This is a genomic window from Citrobacter sp. FDAARGOS_156 (genome assembly GCF_001559235.2).
GTDB classification, from domain to species: Bacteria; Pseudomonadota; Gammaproteobacteria; order Enterobacterales; family Enterobacteriaceae; genus Citrobacter; species Citrobacter youngae.
This window is the reverse complement of sequence record NZ_CP014030.2, coordinates 4074786-4089359: the sequence shown is the minus strand read 5'-3', so window position 1 is coordinate 4089359 and position 14574 is coordinate 4074786. Positions and strand designations below refer to the sequence as shown.

The 14574-nt window shown below is 54.5% G+C and carries 12 protein-coding genes and 1 other RNA gene; 9 read left to right on the top strand and 4 right to left on the bottom strand.

Going from position 1 to position 14574, the window contains the following annotated elements; genetic code table 11:
* Positions 1 to 170 precede the first annotated feature (170 nt).
* A complete protein-coding gene (gene argP, locus AL515_RS20080) occupies positions 171 to 1064 on the bottom strand; it encodes a DNA-binding transcriptional regulator ArgP (protein WP_003026988.1) in 894 nt (297 codons plus the stop codon).
* Between the two features lie 170 nt (positions 1065 to 1234).
* On the opposite strand from argP, the gene rpiA reads away from it, so the two are divergent.
* A complete protein-coding gene (gene rpiA, locus AL515_RS20075; RefSeq protein WP_086523812.1) occupies positions 1235 to 1894 on the top strand; it encodes a ribose-5-phosphate isomerase RpiA in 660 nt (219 codons plus the stop codon).
* A 271-nt stretch (positions 1895 to 2165) separates the two neighbouring features.
* A complete protein-coding gene (gene serA / locus AL515_RS20070; protein WP_003026984.1) occupies positions 2166 to 3398 on the top strand; it encodes a phosphoglycerate dehydrogenase in 1233 nt (410 codons plus the stop codon).
* A gap of 381 nt (positions 3399 to 3779) precedes the next feature.
* Here the strand turns inward: serA and AL515_RS20065 are convergent, their stop codons facing one another.
* The 3 genes from AL515_RS20065 to zapA form a co-directional block, all read right to left on the bottom strand.
* On the bottom strand, positions 3780 to 4376 hold the full coding sequence (locus tag AL515_RS20065; protein ID WP_061068526.1) for a 5-formyltetrahydrofolate cyclo-ligase: 597 nt from the start codon (positions 4374 to 4376) through the stop codon (positions 3780 to 3782).
* A 19-nt stretch (positions 4377 to 4395) separates the two neighbouring features.
* Positions 4396 to 4579: non-coding RNA, 6S RNA (ssrS, locus tag AL515_RS20060), on the bottom strand.
* A 41-nt stretch (positions 4580 to 4620) separates the two neighbouring features.
* Positions 4621 to 4950 carry a cell division protein ZapA gene (gene zapA, locus AL515_RS20055; protein WP_003026980.1) on the bottom strand — a complete coding sequence of 110 codons (330 nt, stop codon included), beginning with the start codon at positions 4948 to 4950 and terminating at the stop codon, positions 4621 to 4623.
* A 167-nt stretch (positions 4951 to 5117) separates the two neighbouring features.
* Between zapA and AL515_RS20045 the strand changes: the two genes are divergently transcribed.
* The 7 genes from AL515_RS20045 to gcvP all read left to right on the top strand — a co-directional run bounded on the left by AL515_RS20045 (position 5118) and on the right by gcvP (position 14552).
* Positions 5118 to 5696, top strand: coding sequence for a YecA/YgfB family protein (locus AL515_RS20045; protein WP_086523442.1), 579 nt, complete (start codon positions 5118 to 5120; stop codon positions 5694 to 5696).
* Positions 5697 to 5720: 24 nt separating this feature from the next.
* Positions 5721 to 7046: a Xaa-Pro aminopeptidase gene (gene pepP / locus AL515_RS20040; RefSeq protein WP_061068525.1), complete on the top strand. Its 1326-nt coding sequence runs from the start codon at positions 5721 to 5723 to the stop codon at positions 7044 to 7046.
* Entirely contained in the window at positions 7043 to 8221 is a 1179-nt protein-coding gene (gene ubiH, locus AL515_RS20035) for a 2-octaprenyl-6-methoxyphenyl hydroxylase (protein WP_061068524.1), read from the top strand. Before pepP ends, ubiH begins: the two co-directional genes overlap by 4 nt.
* A gap of 115 nt (positions 8222 to 8336) precedes the next feature.
* On the top strand, positions 8337 to 9539 hold the full coding sequence (gene ubiI, locus AL515_RS20030) for an FAD-dependent 2-octaprenylphenol hydroxylase (RefSeq protein WP_061068523.1): 1203 nt from the start codon (positions 8337 to 8339) through the stop codon (positions 9537 to 9539).
* 452 nt (positions 9540 to 9991) lie between these two features.
* Positions 9992 to 11086, top strand: a complete 1095-nt coding sequence (gene gcvT, locus AL515_RS20025) for a glycine cleavage system aminomethyltransferase GcvT (RefSeq protein ID WP_061068522.1) — start codon at positions 9992 to 9994, stop codon at positions 11084 to 11086.
* Positions 11087 to 11111: 25 nt separating this feature from the next.
* Positions 11112 to 11501, top strand: a complete 390-nt coding sequence (gcvH, locus tag AL515_RS20020; RefSeq protein WP_005123344.1) for a glycine cleavage system protein GcvH — start codon at positions 11112 to 11114, stop codon at positions 11499 to 11501.
* A 177-nt stretch (positions 11502 to 11678) separates the two neighbouring features.
* Positions 11679 to 14552, top strand: a complete 2874-nt coding sequence (gene gcvP, locus AL515_RS20015) for an aminomethyl-transferring glycine dehydrogenase (protein ID WP_048213170.1) — start codon at positions 11679 to 11681, stop codon at positions 14550 to 14552.
* The last annotated feature ends 22 nt before the right edge of the window (positions 14553 to 14574 follow it).

Here is a 14574-nt window from a genome sequence, read left to right as displayed (position 1 = left end):
CTTGTCGCCAGCAAAAAATAGCCAACAGGACGTCGTTTTTTGCCGCGTGGCGTGTTTTATTTTGTGATGTATTTCAAAGACGTGGCGGGAATAGCATGAATAGAGGGTAAAGGCTTGTCGGCCGGATAAGGCGTTACGCCGCCATCCGGCACTCTGGAGCAATAAACGGTTTAATCCTGGCGCAACACCTTGTGCCCGTATTCCAGCAGCGCGTCGGTAACGTTGCGCATCATGCGGCTTTCCGGTGCAAAACGGTGCCAGTACAGCATCCGACGCTGGAACAGACCTGGCGTTAAGTCGATCAGCTCGCCGCTTTCCAGCTCTTTCTCAATCTGTAAGTGCGGGATCATGCAGCAGGTGGTGCCTTGACGCGCCAACTGGACGAAAGCTTCAGACGAGTTAACGATGTGACACGGCACGCTGCCCGGCGGCAGGTCGAAGTTTTGTTGCAGGAACGCCTGGTGCATATCATCAAGATGGTCAAACGCTACCGCCGGGGCTTTCAGCAGGGCGGAGCGGGTGACGCCGTTAGGGAAATAACGTTCGGCGAAAGGTTTGGAGCCAACAAACAGGTAGTCCAGCGCGCCGAGTTTATCCACCAGACAGCTTGGCAGCGCCTGATGTTGGATACTCACCGCACCGACCACTTCACCACGACGCAGACGTTCCTGGGTGCGGGTTTCATCTTCAACCTGCAGATTCAGGCGAATCGGCGAATTAGCCAGTACCGGGGCCAGCGCCGGAAGTAACCAGGTTGCCAGGCTGTCGGCGTTCACCGCCAGAGAAAGCAGCAGCGGCGTCGAGCCGGTTTGTTCATCACCCAGCCACTCGTCTTCCAGCAGTTCAACCTGGCGCAGAAGTGCCAGAAGCTTTTGTCCTTGTTCGGTAGGGCGCGGGGGGACGGTACGCACCAGCAGCGGTTGTCCGAACATATTCTCAAGCTGTTTTATGCGCTGTGAAACCGCGGATTGCGTGATGCACAGCTTTTGCGCCGCGCGCTCAAATCCTCGTTCACGAATAACCGCATCCAGTGCTTGTAGTGTTCTGTAGTCCGGACGTTTCATTGCTTTGACGCACTCCTGAAATTTTTGCTTGTTCTGCACTATGACACAAATTTAGGTTGGGTAAAGACGAAATCCGCCGCTTGCGAGCGGGTGTGGGAACATTTTTCTGCACAATGTTCTATAATGCGCGTGAATTTTCCCACCATATTCACACCACAGGCGAAACGATCATGACGCAGGATGAACTGAAAAAAGCAGTAGGATGGGCGGCACTTCAGTATGTACAGCCCGGCACCATTGTGGGCGTAGGTACCGGTTCAACAGCCGCACACTTTATTGATGCGCTGGGTACAATGAAAGGTCAGATTGAAGGTGCGGTATCCAGTTCGGACGCTTCAACCGAAAAACTCAAAAGCCTCGGTATCCACGTGTTCGATCTTAACGAGGTGGACAGCCTTGGCGTATACGTTGACGGCGCGGATGAAATCAACGGCCATATGCAGATGATCAAAGGCGGCGGCGCAGCGCTGACCCGTGAAAAAATCATTGCTTCGGTGGCGAAGAAATTTATCTGCATCGCGGACGCGTCCAAAGAAGTCGATATTCTTGGTAACTTCCCGCTGCCGGTGGAAGTGATCCCAATGGCGCGCAGCGCAGTCGCGCGTCAACTGGTGAAGTTGGGCGGCCGTCCTGAATACCGTCAGGGCGTGGTGACGGACAACGGTAACGTGATCCTCGATGTGCACGGTCTGGAGATCCTTGACGCCGTGGCGCTGGAAAACGCCATCAATGCGATTCCGGGCGTAGTAACCGTAGGTCTGTTCGCCAACCGTGGTGCGGATGTCGCGCTGATCGGTACCCCAGACGGCGTGAAAACTATCGTAAAATGATCTGATGGGAGTGTCTTCTCCCGTTAAAAAAATTTTGGCAGGGCAAATTTGGTGACTTGTGTCACGTTTATAATATTGTCCTGCCGATCTCTCCAAAGAAAAAGTTATCGCCAGTATTTTCCTCTGACATTTCTCTCTGAATGACATTTCTTCAGCACGGCGACGCAAACGTTCATATTGCCGCAATATTATTTTTTGATATGTTGAAGAGGCGGATGAAAATCCCACACACAACACATCAGTTTGAACAAAAAAAGACAGGGTCGGGGAAATGGCAAAGGTATCACTGGAGAAAGATAAGATTAAATTTCTGCTGGTTGAAGGCGTGCATCAAAAAGCACTCGAAAGCCTTCGTGCAGCAGGTTATACCAACATCGAGTTTCACAAAGGCGCTCTGGACACTGAACAACTGAAAGAGTCCATCCGTGATGCCCACTTCATTGGCCTGCGATCCCGTACCCATCTGACTGAAGATGTGATTGACGCCGCAGAGAAACTGGTCGCGATTGGCTGCTTCTGTATCGGCACCAACCAGGTTGATCTGACCGCTGCGGCAAAGCGCGGGATCCCCGTGTTTAACGCGCCATTCTCTAACACGCGTTCCGTTGCGGAACTGGTGATTGGCGAACTGCTTCTCCTGCTACGCGGTGTACCCGAAGCGAATGCCAAAGCACACCGCGGCGTGTGGAACAAACTGGCTACCGGCTCCTTTGAAGCGCGTGGCAAAAAACTGGGGATCATCGGCTACGGCCACATTGGTACTCAGCTAGGCATTCTGGCGGAATCGCTGGGGATGCATGTCTATTTCTATGATATTGAAAATAAACTCCCGCTCGGCAACGCCACACAGGTGCAGCATCTTTCCGACCTGCTCAATATGAGCGACGTGGTCAGTTTGCACGTACCGGAAAATGCCTCCACCAAAAATCTGATGGGCGCGCGTGAGATTGCGTTGATGAAACCAGGTGCGCTGCTGATTAACGCCGCACGTGGTACGGTTGTTGATATTCCTGCGCTGTGCGACGCGTTAGCGACCAAGCATCTGGCTGGGGCGGCAATCGACGTATTCCCAACCGAGCCGGCAACCAACAGCGATCCTTTCACTTCGCCGCTGTGTGATTTCGACAACGTGATCCTGACGCCGCACATTGGTGGTTCAACGCTGGAAGCGCAGGAAAACATCGGTCTGGAAGTAGCTGGGAAACTGACCAAGTATTCCGACAACGGCTCTACGCTGTCTGCAGTTAACTTCCCGGAAGTGTCGCTGCCGCTACACGGCGGTCGTCGTCTGATGCACATTCACGAAAACCGTCCCGGCGTACTGACCGCGCTGAACCAGATTTTTGCCGAGCAGGGCGTCAACATTGCCGCACAGTATCTGCAGACTTCCGCACAGGTAGGTTACGTGGTTATTGATATTGAAGCGGATGAAGATGTGGCGGAGAAAGCGTTGCTGGCGATGAAAGCCCTTCCGGGTACCATTCGTGCTCGTCTGCTGTACTGATTTCCTCTACATGGGCAGGCGGTTGACCTGCCCATCTTTCCTCTGATTTTCCTGCCTTACTATCTCTTTGTGTAACGCATACATTCTGTTCTCGAGCCTTGCCGCAATTGGCAACTAAAGGCAGCGTTGCGTGTTGTACAGCAGTAAAAGGAATTTACGATAGGGGCTCAGCATAGTGCTGAAACGGGAAAGCCCCTACCGGAGCAGGGGCTTTAAAAAGGAAAGGGACGATGATGAGATACGTCATCATGCTGCTGATCCTGTTAATCATCGCTTCGCCAGCATATTAACAGAGAGTACGCAGGAGGGAGGTTCGCCTCCCTCACCCTTCACCGAGGAATTTAGGTCAAAAAAACGACGCTGTCAATCGCTAAAAAACGGCTACCATTGCCAAATTTTTGACGGCGTCACCACCGCAGGCAGCGGAATATCCCACTCTTCAACCGGCAACTTCTCGACTAACTGGCAGTCATGCGCGTAGCCCACGGGTTGGATCTTATGTTGCTGCCAGTTTTGTAGCGTACGGTCGTAAAATCCGCCGCCCATGCCCAGGCGTTGCCCGTATTCATCAAACGCCACTAACGGTGTAATCAGTACATCCAGCTTTGACAGCGGCAATACGTCACGTACATCAAGTCGTGGTTCCTGGATCTTTAAGCGATTGGTCACCAGGTCGCTGTGCGGATGATAGTGCAGGAACAGTAAATTACCGGGGCTGAAGGGATGAAGCACTGGAAGGTAGACACGCTTGCCCGCTCGCCACAGCTGTTCGATCAGCGGCTGGGTATCGAGTTCGCCATCGAACGAGAGAAACACCGCCACAGTATGCGCGAGTACAACAGGGGGATAACTGAGCATTCGGGTCGCGGCTTGCTGACCGTACTGTTGCTGCTGTTCGGAGGTAAGCGCACGCCGACGCTGACGAATCAGTTGACGAATTTCTTGCCGGGATAAAGGGAGTTCAGAAAGTAATGTCATGGCTGTTGCCAGGTAGAAGGGAATCTCCGAGATGCCGCCGCAGGCTGTAACCCTTGAACCCTTGGTTCAAGGTGAATGCGTCGTCACAGTTTTAAGGCTTCTCGGACGGGCCGAGCATGCTCACCAACCATGGAGCGCCACATTCTTGTGGTATGAAATATCGGCTCAGGGGACTGGCCCGCTTGCAAACATCTCAGAGAAATTTTGTCTTCACGGTCACTCTACCACAGTAAACCGAAAAGTGTTATTCAAAGTTTTGGCCCGTTTTTTCGGTTATGCGACCCTGATCAAGCAACGCCTGTTCGATGGTCTGTTGCAGCATCCGAATACGTTGTTCCATGCTCGCCGCGTACTCACGCGTCTTCGCTTTTTCCTGAGTTAATTCATAGCTGATGTTCAATGCGGCGATGAAAACCAACTGCTCAGTATTTGTGACTCTAGTGCGAACTTTCAGATCTTGCAATCGCTGATTGAGATCGTCCGCAGCCTGATTCAACGCATCCCTTTGTTCAGGCGGGCAATTCACTCGCAGTGAACGGCCAAATATTTGGATATCGACGGGTTGTGCAGACATGCCACCTTCCTGCTGATTGACTGCGCTGCCTTCGTCTCCAGACCTTGGGTCCGCGAAGGGGCGACACTATAGCTACCCTGGTATCAAGATACAAGCCCTTTTCTGGTTCACCAGGGTCCAAAGTGGTAGCATACCATGAATATTCCTCCCTTTGATGACGAATGCTTATGTCTATACAGAACGAAATGCCTGGCTACAACGACGTTAGCCAGTTTTTGAACCAACAAGGGGCTGGATTAACCCCGGCCGAAATGCACGGCTTAATCAGCGGAATGATTTGTGGCGGCAACAACGACAGCTCATGGCAGCCGCTGCTGCACGACCTGACGAACGAAGGTCTGGCCTTCGGTCACGAGCTGGCTCAGGCGCTGCTGAAAATGCACTCTGCCACCAGCGATGCGCTGGAAGATGATGGTTTCCTTTTTCAGCTTTATCTGCCAGAAGGGGATGACGTCAGCGTGTTCGATCGCGCCGATGCGCTGGCGGGATGGGTAAACCACTTTTTGCTGGGTCTTGGCGTCACGCAGCCGAAGCTCGACAAAGTAACCGGCGAAACCGGGGAAGCGATTGACGACCTGCGCAATATCGCGCAGTTAGGGTATGACGAAGACGAAGATCAGGAAGAGCTGGAAATGTCGCTCGAAGAGATCATCGAATACGTGCGCGTAGCCGCCTTGCTGTGTCATGACACGTTTACGCGTCAGCAGCCGACTGCGCCGGAAGTCCGTAAACCGACTCTGCACTAAGAACGAAACGCAAAGGAGAGTGTGATGAGCGAGATATCTCAGCAAGAATTCCAGCGTCGTCGCCAGGCTTTACTGGCACAAATGCAGCCCGGCAGCGCCGCGCTGATTTTTGCCGCCCCTGAAGCGACGCGCAGCGCGGACAGTGAATACCCGTACCGCCAAAGCAGTGATTTCTGGTACTTCACCGGTTTTAACGAACCTGAAGCCGTGCTGGTGCTGATTAAAAGCGATGACACTCATAACCACAGCGTTTTGTTTAATCGGGTTCGCGATCTGACGGCGGAGATCTGGTTTGGCCGTCGTCTTGGTCAGGATGCCGCACCGGCAAAACTCGGCGTTGACCGGGCGCTGGCCTTCAGCGAAATTAACCAACAGCTGCACCTGTTGCTCAATGGCCTGGACGCGGTGTATCACGCACAAGGCGAATATGCCTGGGCTGACGAGATTGTGTGCACGGCACTGGATAAACTGCGTAAAGGTTCCAGACAAAATCTGCGAGCGCCTGCCGCGATTATCGACTGGCGTCCAATGGTGCATGAAATGCGCCTGTTCAAATCAGCGGAAGAAATTGCGGTCATGCGCCGTGCCGGAGAGATCACCGCGCTGGCGCATACCCGAGCGATGGAAAAATGCCGTCCGGGAATGTTTGAATATCACCTGGAAGGGGAGATTCACCACGAATTTACCCGCCATGGTGCGCGTTATCCGTCCTATAACACGATTGTCGGCAGCGGCGAAAACGGCTGTATCCTGCATTACACCGAAAATGAAAGTGAAATGCGCGATGGCGATCTGGTGCTGATTGACGCCGGGTGTGAATACAAAGGCTATGCGGGCGACATTACGCGTACCTTTCCGGTAAATGGCAAATTTACCCCTGCACAGCGTGAAATCTACGACATCGTACTGGAATCCTTAGAGACCAGCCTGCGCCTGTATCGTCCCGGGACATCCATCCAGGAAGTCACCAGCGAAGTGGTGCGTATCATGATTACCGGCCTGGTGAGGCTTGGCATTCTGCACGGCGAGGTCGATCAACTGATTACCGAAAATGCACACCGACCTTTCTTCATGCACGGGCTTAGTCACTGGCTGGGTCTGGATGTACACGACGTCGGCGTTTATGGTCAGGACCGCTCACGTATTCTCGAGCCGGGAATGGTGCTTACCGTTGAACCGGGACTGTATATCGCGCCGGACGCCGACGTACCGGCTGCCTATCGTGGTATCGGCATTCGTATTGAAGATGACATCCTCATCACGGAAGACGGCAATGAAAACCTGACCGCCAGCGTGGTGAAGAAAGCGGATGACATTGAAGCCCTGATGGCTGCGGCGCGACTGCAATGAGCGTGATTATCGTCGGTGGTGGCATGGTCGGCGCGACGCTGGCGCTGGCCATTTCCCAGCTTAGTCATGGGACGCTGCCAGTTCATCTGATAGAAGCAAGTGCGCCTGACTCTGATCGCCATCCGGGGTTTGATGCCCGGGCGATCGCGCTGGCGGCAGGGACCTGCCAACAGCTGGCGCGAATTGGCATATGGCAGGCGATTGCCGATTGCGCAACGGCGATCAAAACCGTTCACGTCAGCGATCGCGGCCATGCCGGATTTGTAACGCTGGATGCGCAGGAATACCGTATTCCGGCGCTGGGGCAAGTTGTAGAGCTGCACGATGTCGGGCTACGTCTGTTTGCGCTGCTGCGTAAAGCGCCGGGCGTCACACTGCACTGCCCCGACCGCGTAGCCAGCGTGTCACGCACGCAGGAGCGCGTGGAAGTTACGCTGGAAAATGGCGAAATGATTGATGGCCGCCTGCTGGTGGCCGCCGACGGTACGCGCTCCGCACTGGCTACCGCCTGCGGCGTTGACTGGCAGCAACAGCCCTATGAGCAACTGGCGGTAATTGCCAACGTCACAACCTCTGTGCCGCACGACGGTCGAGCGTTTGAACGTTTCACGCAATATGGCCCGCTGGCAATGCTGCCCATGTCTGATGGTCGCTGCTCGCTGGTGTGGTGTCATCCGCTGGAACGGCGCGATGAGATTCTGGCCTGGTCCGACGAACGGTTTTGCCGTGAACTGCAAACCGCGTTTGGCTGGCGGCTGGGGCGTATTATCAAGGCGGGTAAACGCAACGCCTATCCGCTTTCGTTAACCTCGGCGCAAAAAGCGATTACCCATCGAACCGTGCTGGTAGGGAACGCAGCCCAGACGCTGCACCCCATTGCCGGACAAGGTTTCAACCTTGGTCTGCGTGATGTGATGAGCCTGACTGAAACGTTGACCCAGGCGCAGAACAGCGGGGAAGATGTCGGTGATTATGCGGTGCTGGCACGCTATCAGCATCGCCGCGAACGCGATCGCGAAACGACGATTGGCGTGACTAATAATTTGGTGTATCTGTTTGCCAATCGCTGGGCCCCGCTGGTTGTTGGACGAAATGTCGGGCTGATGGCGATGGAATTATTTACCCCTGCGCGCGATGCGCTGGCGGAGCGAACCCTCGGTTGGGTTGCGCGATAAATATGACCTGTAGGCCGGATAAGGCAAAGCCGCCATCCGGCAAGGGTCTCCGCAAAAATGCCTGATGGCGCTGCGCTTATCAGGCCTACGGATTACAGGTTTCGAGGTATAAACAGTGCAAAGTGTTGATGTAGCAATTGTGGGTGGCGGCATGGTGGGACTGGCGGTTGCCTGCGGCTTGCAGGGCAGCGGGTTGCGCGTTGCGGTGTTGGAACAACATGTCCCGCAGCCTTTGGCGGCGGATGCACCTCCTCAGCTTCGCGTATCGGCTATTAATGCCGCCAGCGAAAAACTGCTGACCCGTCTTGGCGTCTGGTCCGATATTGTAGCCCGTCGCGCTTGCTGCTACCACGGCATGGAAGTCTGGGACAAAGACAGCTTTGGACGTATTGCGTTTGATGACCAGAGCATGGGCTACAGCCATTTGGGGCACATTGTCGAAAACTCAGAGATTCATTATGCGCTGTGGCAAAAGGCGCAGCGTTCAGCGGATATTACGCTGCTGGCACCCGCTGAATTACAGCAGGTGGCCTGGGGTGAGAACGAGGCATTTCTGACCCTGAAAGATGGCGCAATGCTGACGGCACGCCTGGTCGTCGGTGCCGATGGCGCTAACTCCTGGCTGCGCAACAAAGCGGATATTCCGCTCACCTTCTGGGATTACCGCCATCATGCGCTGGTGGCGACAATCCGTACGCAGGAAGCCCACGGTGCGGTTGCGCGTCAGGCATTTCATGGCGAAGGTATCCTGGCATTCCTGCCGCTTAGCGATCCACACTTGTGTTCTATCGTCTGGTCGCTCTCGCCGCAGGAAGCAGAACGTATGCAGCAGGCAAGTGCAGATGATTTCAATCAGGCGCTGAATATCGCTTTTGATAATCGCCTGGGGCTGTGCAGCCTTGAGAGCGAACGCCAGACGTTTCCGCTGACTGGACGCTATGCCCGCCAGTTTGCCGCCCATCGTATGGCCCTGGTGGGTGATGCGGCGCATACCATCCACCCGCTGGCGGGCCAGGGGGTGAACCTTGGCTTCATGGATGCGGCGGAGCTGATCGACGAGCTTAAGCGGCTACAGCGTCAGGGCAAAGATATTGGTCAGTACCTCTATCTGCGCCGTTATGAACGTAGCCGTAAGCACAGCGCAGCGCTGATGCTGGCGGGGATGCAGGGTTTCCGTGAGCTGTTTGCTGGCGAGAATCCGGCGAAAAAACTGCTGCGTGATATTGGTCTGAAACTGGCCGATACCCTCCCGGGCGTAAAACCGCAACTCATCCGCCAGGCGATGGGACTGAACGATCTTCCTGAGTGGCTACGCTAGTGTCCGTAAGGACAATCTTAAGAGTTTGAAACCCGTCACACTTTCCTCTCCCGGCCTGCGCGCCGGGATGGTTCTCTCATTTGAAATAATCTAATTCCACGCCTTTTTTCGCATTAGTTTTTTTAATATTACGTTTTTTTCATAACGCCATTTTTGACATTTTTTCCACATTTAATATGGATTGATACGGCTTAACTTCGCTTATATATGTCTGTTGTTCTGATGCATTGGCGTTTTACTGGTTTTTTATGCTGTCGTCGATCTGGTCATTTTTAGTCATAAGCTAATGTGATGGTTAATTTTGCCTTATGGTTTAGCGTCTGTTTCGGTGGTAAGTTCAGGACAAAGAGAACGTTTGCGTCGCAGCCCCTGGAGCGGCTGTGGCGCTGGGTTTCGTGGCGACAATTTCACCGCGAAAGAGTTGATAGCCCCGCTTATTCAACGAGGAAAAGATGGCTCAACAGACTCCTTTGTACGAACAACACACGCTATGTGGCGCGCGCATGGTTGATTTCCATGGCTGGATGATGCCGCTGCATTACGGCTCTCAGCTCGATGAGCACCATGCTGTCCGCACCGATGCCGGTATGTTTGATGTGTCGCATATGACCATCGTCGACCTGCGCGGTAGCCGCACCCGGGAGTTCTTGCGTTATCTGCTGGCAAACGACGTCGCGAAGCTAACGAAGACAGGCAAAGCCCTCTACTCCGGTATGCTCAACGCTTCGGGCGGCGTGATAGATGACCTGATTGTCTACTACTTCACTGAAGATTTCTTCCGCCTCGTTGTAAACTCCGCCACCCGCGAAAAAGACCTCTCCTGGATTACCCAACACGCTGAACCATACGCTATCGACATCACCGTTCGTGACGACCTGTCGCTGATCGCGGTGCAGGGACCAAACGCGCAGGCAAAAGCAGCCACCCTGTTTACTGACGAGCAACGCCATGCAGTTGAAGGTATGAAACCTTTCTTCGGCGTTCAGGCGGGTGGCTTGTTTATCGCAACCACCGGTTATACCGGCGAAGCAGGCTATGAAATTGCCATGCCGAATGAAAAGGCCGCGGATTTCTGGCGTGCGCTGGTCGAAGCCGGTGTTCAGCCTTGCGGTCTGGGCGCGCGTGATACGCTGCGTTTAGAAGCTGGTATGAACCTGTACGGTCAGGAGATGGACGAAGGCATTTCTCCGCTGGCAGCTAACATGGGCTGGACCATCGCATGGGAACCGGCTGACCGCGACTTTATCGGTCGTGAAGCGTTGGAAATGCAGCGTGAAAAAGGCCACGAACAGCTGGTCGGGCTGGTGATGACCGAGAAAGGCGTGCTGCGTAATGAGCTGCCGGTGCGTTTCACCGATGCTTCCGGCAACCAGCAGGAAGGCATTATCACCAGCGGGACATTCTCCCCAACCCTGGGTTACAGCATCGCGCTGGCTCGTGTCCCTGCGGGTATCGGCGACACGGCGATTGTGCAAATTCGTAACCGCGAAATGCCAGTTAAAGTCACTAAACCTGTTTTTGTGCGTAACGGCAAAGCCGTTGCGTAATTCATCCTTTTTTGGAGATTGATTGATGAGCAACGTACCTGCAGAACTGAAATACAGCAAAGAACATGAATGGCTGCGCAAAGAAGCTGACGGTTCTTACACCGTTGGTATCACCGAACACGCTCAGGAGCTGTTAGGTGACATGGTTTTCGTTGACCTGCCCGAAGTTGGCTCAACCGTCAGCGCGGGCGATGATTGTGCCGTTGCGGAGTCCGTAAAAGCGGCTTCCGATATCTATGCGCCAGTAGGCGGTGAGATTGTTGCGGTCAACGACGCGCTTAGCGACTCCCCGGAACTGGTCAACAGCGAGCCATATGCGGGGGGCTGGATTTTCAAAATCAAAGCCAGCGATGAAAGCGAAATTGAATCGCTGCTGGATGCGACCGCATACGAAGCTTTGTTAGAAGACGAGTAAATACGCTTCATCCTTCACGTTGCAGGTGTGTTGGCTTCCTCGCTCACCCCAGTCACTTACTTATGTAAGCTCCTGGGGATGTGCTGCGTCGCCGCCGTCCTGCAACGCGAATTATTTTGCGTATTCAGGTAAGTAGAGACACCTACGATTCACTGCACGTTTCAGGAACCATCGCCCATGACACAGACGTTAAGCCAGCTTGAAAACAGCGGCGCTTTCATTGAACGCCACATCGGACCGGACGCCGCGCAGCAGCAAGAGATGCTGAATGCGGTTGGCGCCGAGTCGTTAAACGCGCTGATCGGCCAGATTGTGCCGAAAGACATTCAGCTCGCAACCCCGCCGCAGGTGGGCGAGGCGGCGACCGAATACGCTGCGCTGGCTGAATTAAAAGCCATCGCTGGGCGTAACAAGCGCTTCACGTCCTACATTGGCATGGGCTACACCGCCGTGCAGCTGCCACCGGTTATCCTGCGCAACATGCTGGAAAACCCGGGCTGGTACACTGCGTATACGCCGTATCAGCCAGAAGTTTCTCAGGGGCGCCTGGAAGCGCTGCTCAACTTCCAACAGGTCACACTGGATCTGACGGGGCTAGACATGGCCTCCGCTTCTCTGCTGGATGAAGCTACCGCTGCGGCTGAAGCGATGGCGATGGCAAAACGCGTCAGCAAACTGAAAAACGCCAACCGCTTCTTTGTTGCGGCTGATGTTCATCCGCAAACGCTGGACGTCGTGCGTACTCGTGCGCAAACCTTTGGTTTTGACGTCATTGTTGATGACGCGGCGAAAGCACTGGATCACCAGGATGTGTTTGGCGTGCTGTTGCAGCAGGTTGGCACCACCGGTGAAGTGCATGACTACAGCAAACTGATTACCGAGCTGAAATCCCGTAAAGTTGTGGTCAGTGTCGCTGCCGACTTTATGGCGCTGGTACTGCTGACTGCTCCGGGCAAACAGGGCGCGGATATCGTTTTCGGTTCTGCACAACGCTTCGGCGTACCGATGGGTTACGGTGGCCCACACGCGGCATTTTTCGCCGCTAAAGACGAATTCAAACGCTCCATGCCAGGCCGTATTATCGGCGTCTCCAAAGATGCGGCGGGCAATACCGCACTGCGCATGGCGATGCAGACTCGTGAGCAGCATATCCGCCGCGAGAAAGCGAACTCCAACATTTGTACCTCGCAGGTTCTGCTGGCCAACATCGCCAGCCTGTATGCCGTTTATCATGGTCCGGTTGGCCTGAAACGCATTGCTAATCGCATCCACCGCCTGACTGATATTCTGGCAGCCGGTCTGCAACAGAAAGGATTGAAGCTGCGTCATGCGCACTACTTCGACACTCTGTGTGTTGAAGTGGCCGACAAAGCGGCGGTACTGGCGCGTGCCGAAGCGGCAGAAATCAACCTGCGTAGCGATATCCATAACGCGGTAGGTATTACGCTCGATGAAACCACCACCCGTGAAAACGTGGTGCAGTTGTTCAATGTTCTGCTGGGCGACAGTCACGGCCTGAACATCGATACGCTGGATAAAGACGTGGCGCTCGACAGTCGTTCTATTCAGGAAAGCATGCTGCGTGACGATGCGATCCTCAGCCATCCGGTGTTCAACCGCTACCACAGCGAAACCGAGATGATGCGCTACATGCACTCACTGGAGCGTAAAGATCTGGCGCTGAATCAGGCAATGATCCCGCTGGGTTCCTGCACCATGAAACTCAACGCCGCTGCCGAGATGATCCCTATCACATGGCCTGAATTCGCTGAGCTGCATCCGTTCTGCCCGCCAGAGCAGGCTGAAGGTTATCACCAGATGATCGGCCAGCTTTCCGAGTGGCTGGTAAAACTGACCGGTTATGATGCCGTCTGCATGCAGCCGAACTCCGGCGCGCAGGGCGAGTATGCGGGTCTGCTGGCGATTCGTCATTATCACGAAAGCCGTAACGAAGGTCATCGCGATATCTGCCTGATCCCGGCCTCTGCCCACGGTACTAACCCGGCATCTGCACAGATGGCGGGTATGCAGGTCGTGGTTGTCGCCTGTGATAAGAACGGCAACATCGACCTGGACGATCTGCGAGCAAAAGCAGAACAACATGCCGACAACCTTTCTTGCATCATGGTGACCTACCCATCCACCCACGGCGTTTATGAAGAAACGATCCGTGAAGTGTGCGACGTTGTGCACCAGTTCGGCGGCCAGGTTTACCTTGATGGTGCGAACATGAACGCTCAGGTTGGGATCACCACGCCGGGCTTTATTGGCGCAGATGTCTCGCACCTCAACCTGCATAAAACATTCTGCATTCCGCACGGCGGCGGCGGCCCAGGTATGGGACCGATCGGCGTGAAATCACATCTGGCACCGTTCGTACCGGGCCACAGCGTAGTGCAGATTGAAGGAATGCTGACCCGTCAGGGCGCAGTTTCTGCAGCACCGTTCGGCAGCGCATCCATTTTGCCAATCAGCTGGATGTACATCCGTATGATGGGCGCAGAAGGTCTGAAGCAGGCAAGCCAGGTGGCGATCCTTAACGCTAACTACATTGCCAGCCGTCTGAAAGATGCTTATCCGGTACTGTATACCGGTCGCGATGGTCGCGTGGCGCATGAATGTATTCTCGACATTCGCCCACTGAAAGAAGAGACCGGCATCAGCGAACTGGATATTGCCAAGCGCCTAATCGATTACGGTTTCCATGCACCGACTATGTCATTCCCGGTCGCGGGTACCCTGATGGTTGAACCGACAGAATCTGAAAGCAAAGTGGAACTGGATCGCTTTATCAATGCGATGCTGGCAATCCGCGCTGAGATCGATCGCGTGAAAGCCGGTGAATGGTCACTGGAAGATAACCCGCTGGTTAACTCACCGCACACGCAAAACGAGCTGGTAGCGGAGTGGAACCACGGTTATAGCCGCGAAATCGCCGTCTTCCCGGCGGGTGTGGCGAACAAATACTGGCCAACCGTGAAACGCCTTGATGATGTTTACGGTGACCGTAACCTGTTCTGCTCCTGCGTACCGATGAGCGAATATCAGTAATCTGCTGATTCAACTATCTTTT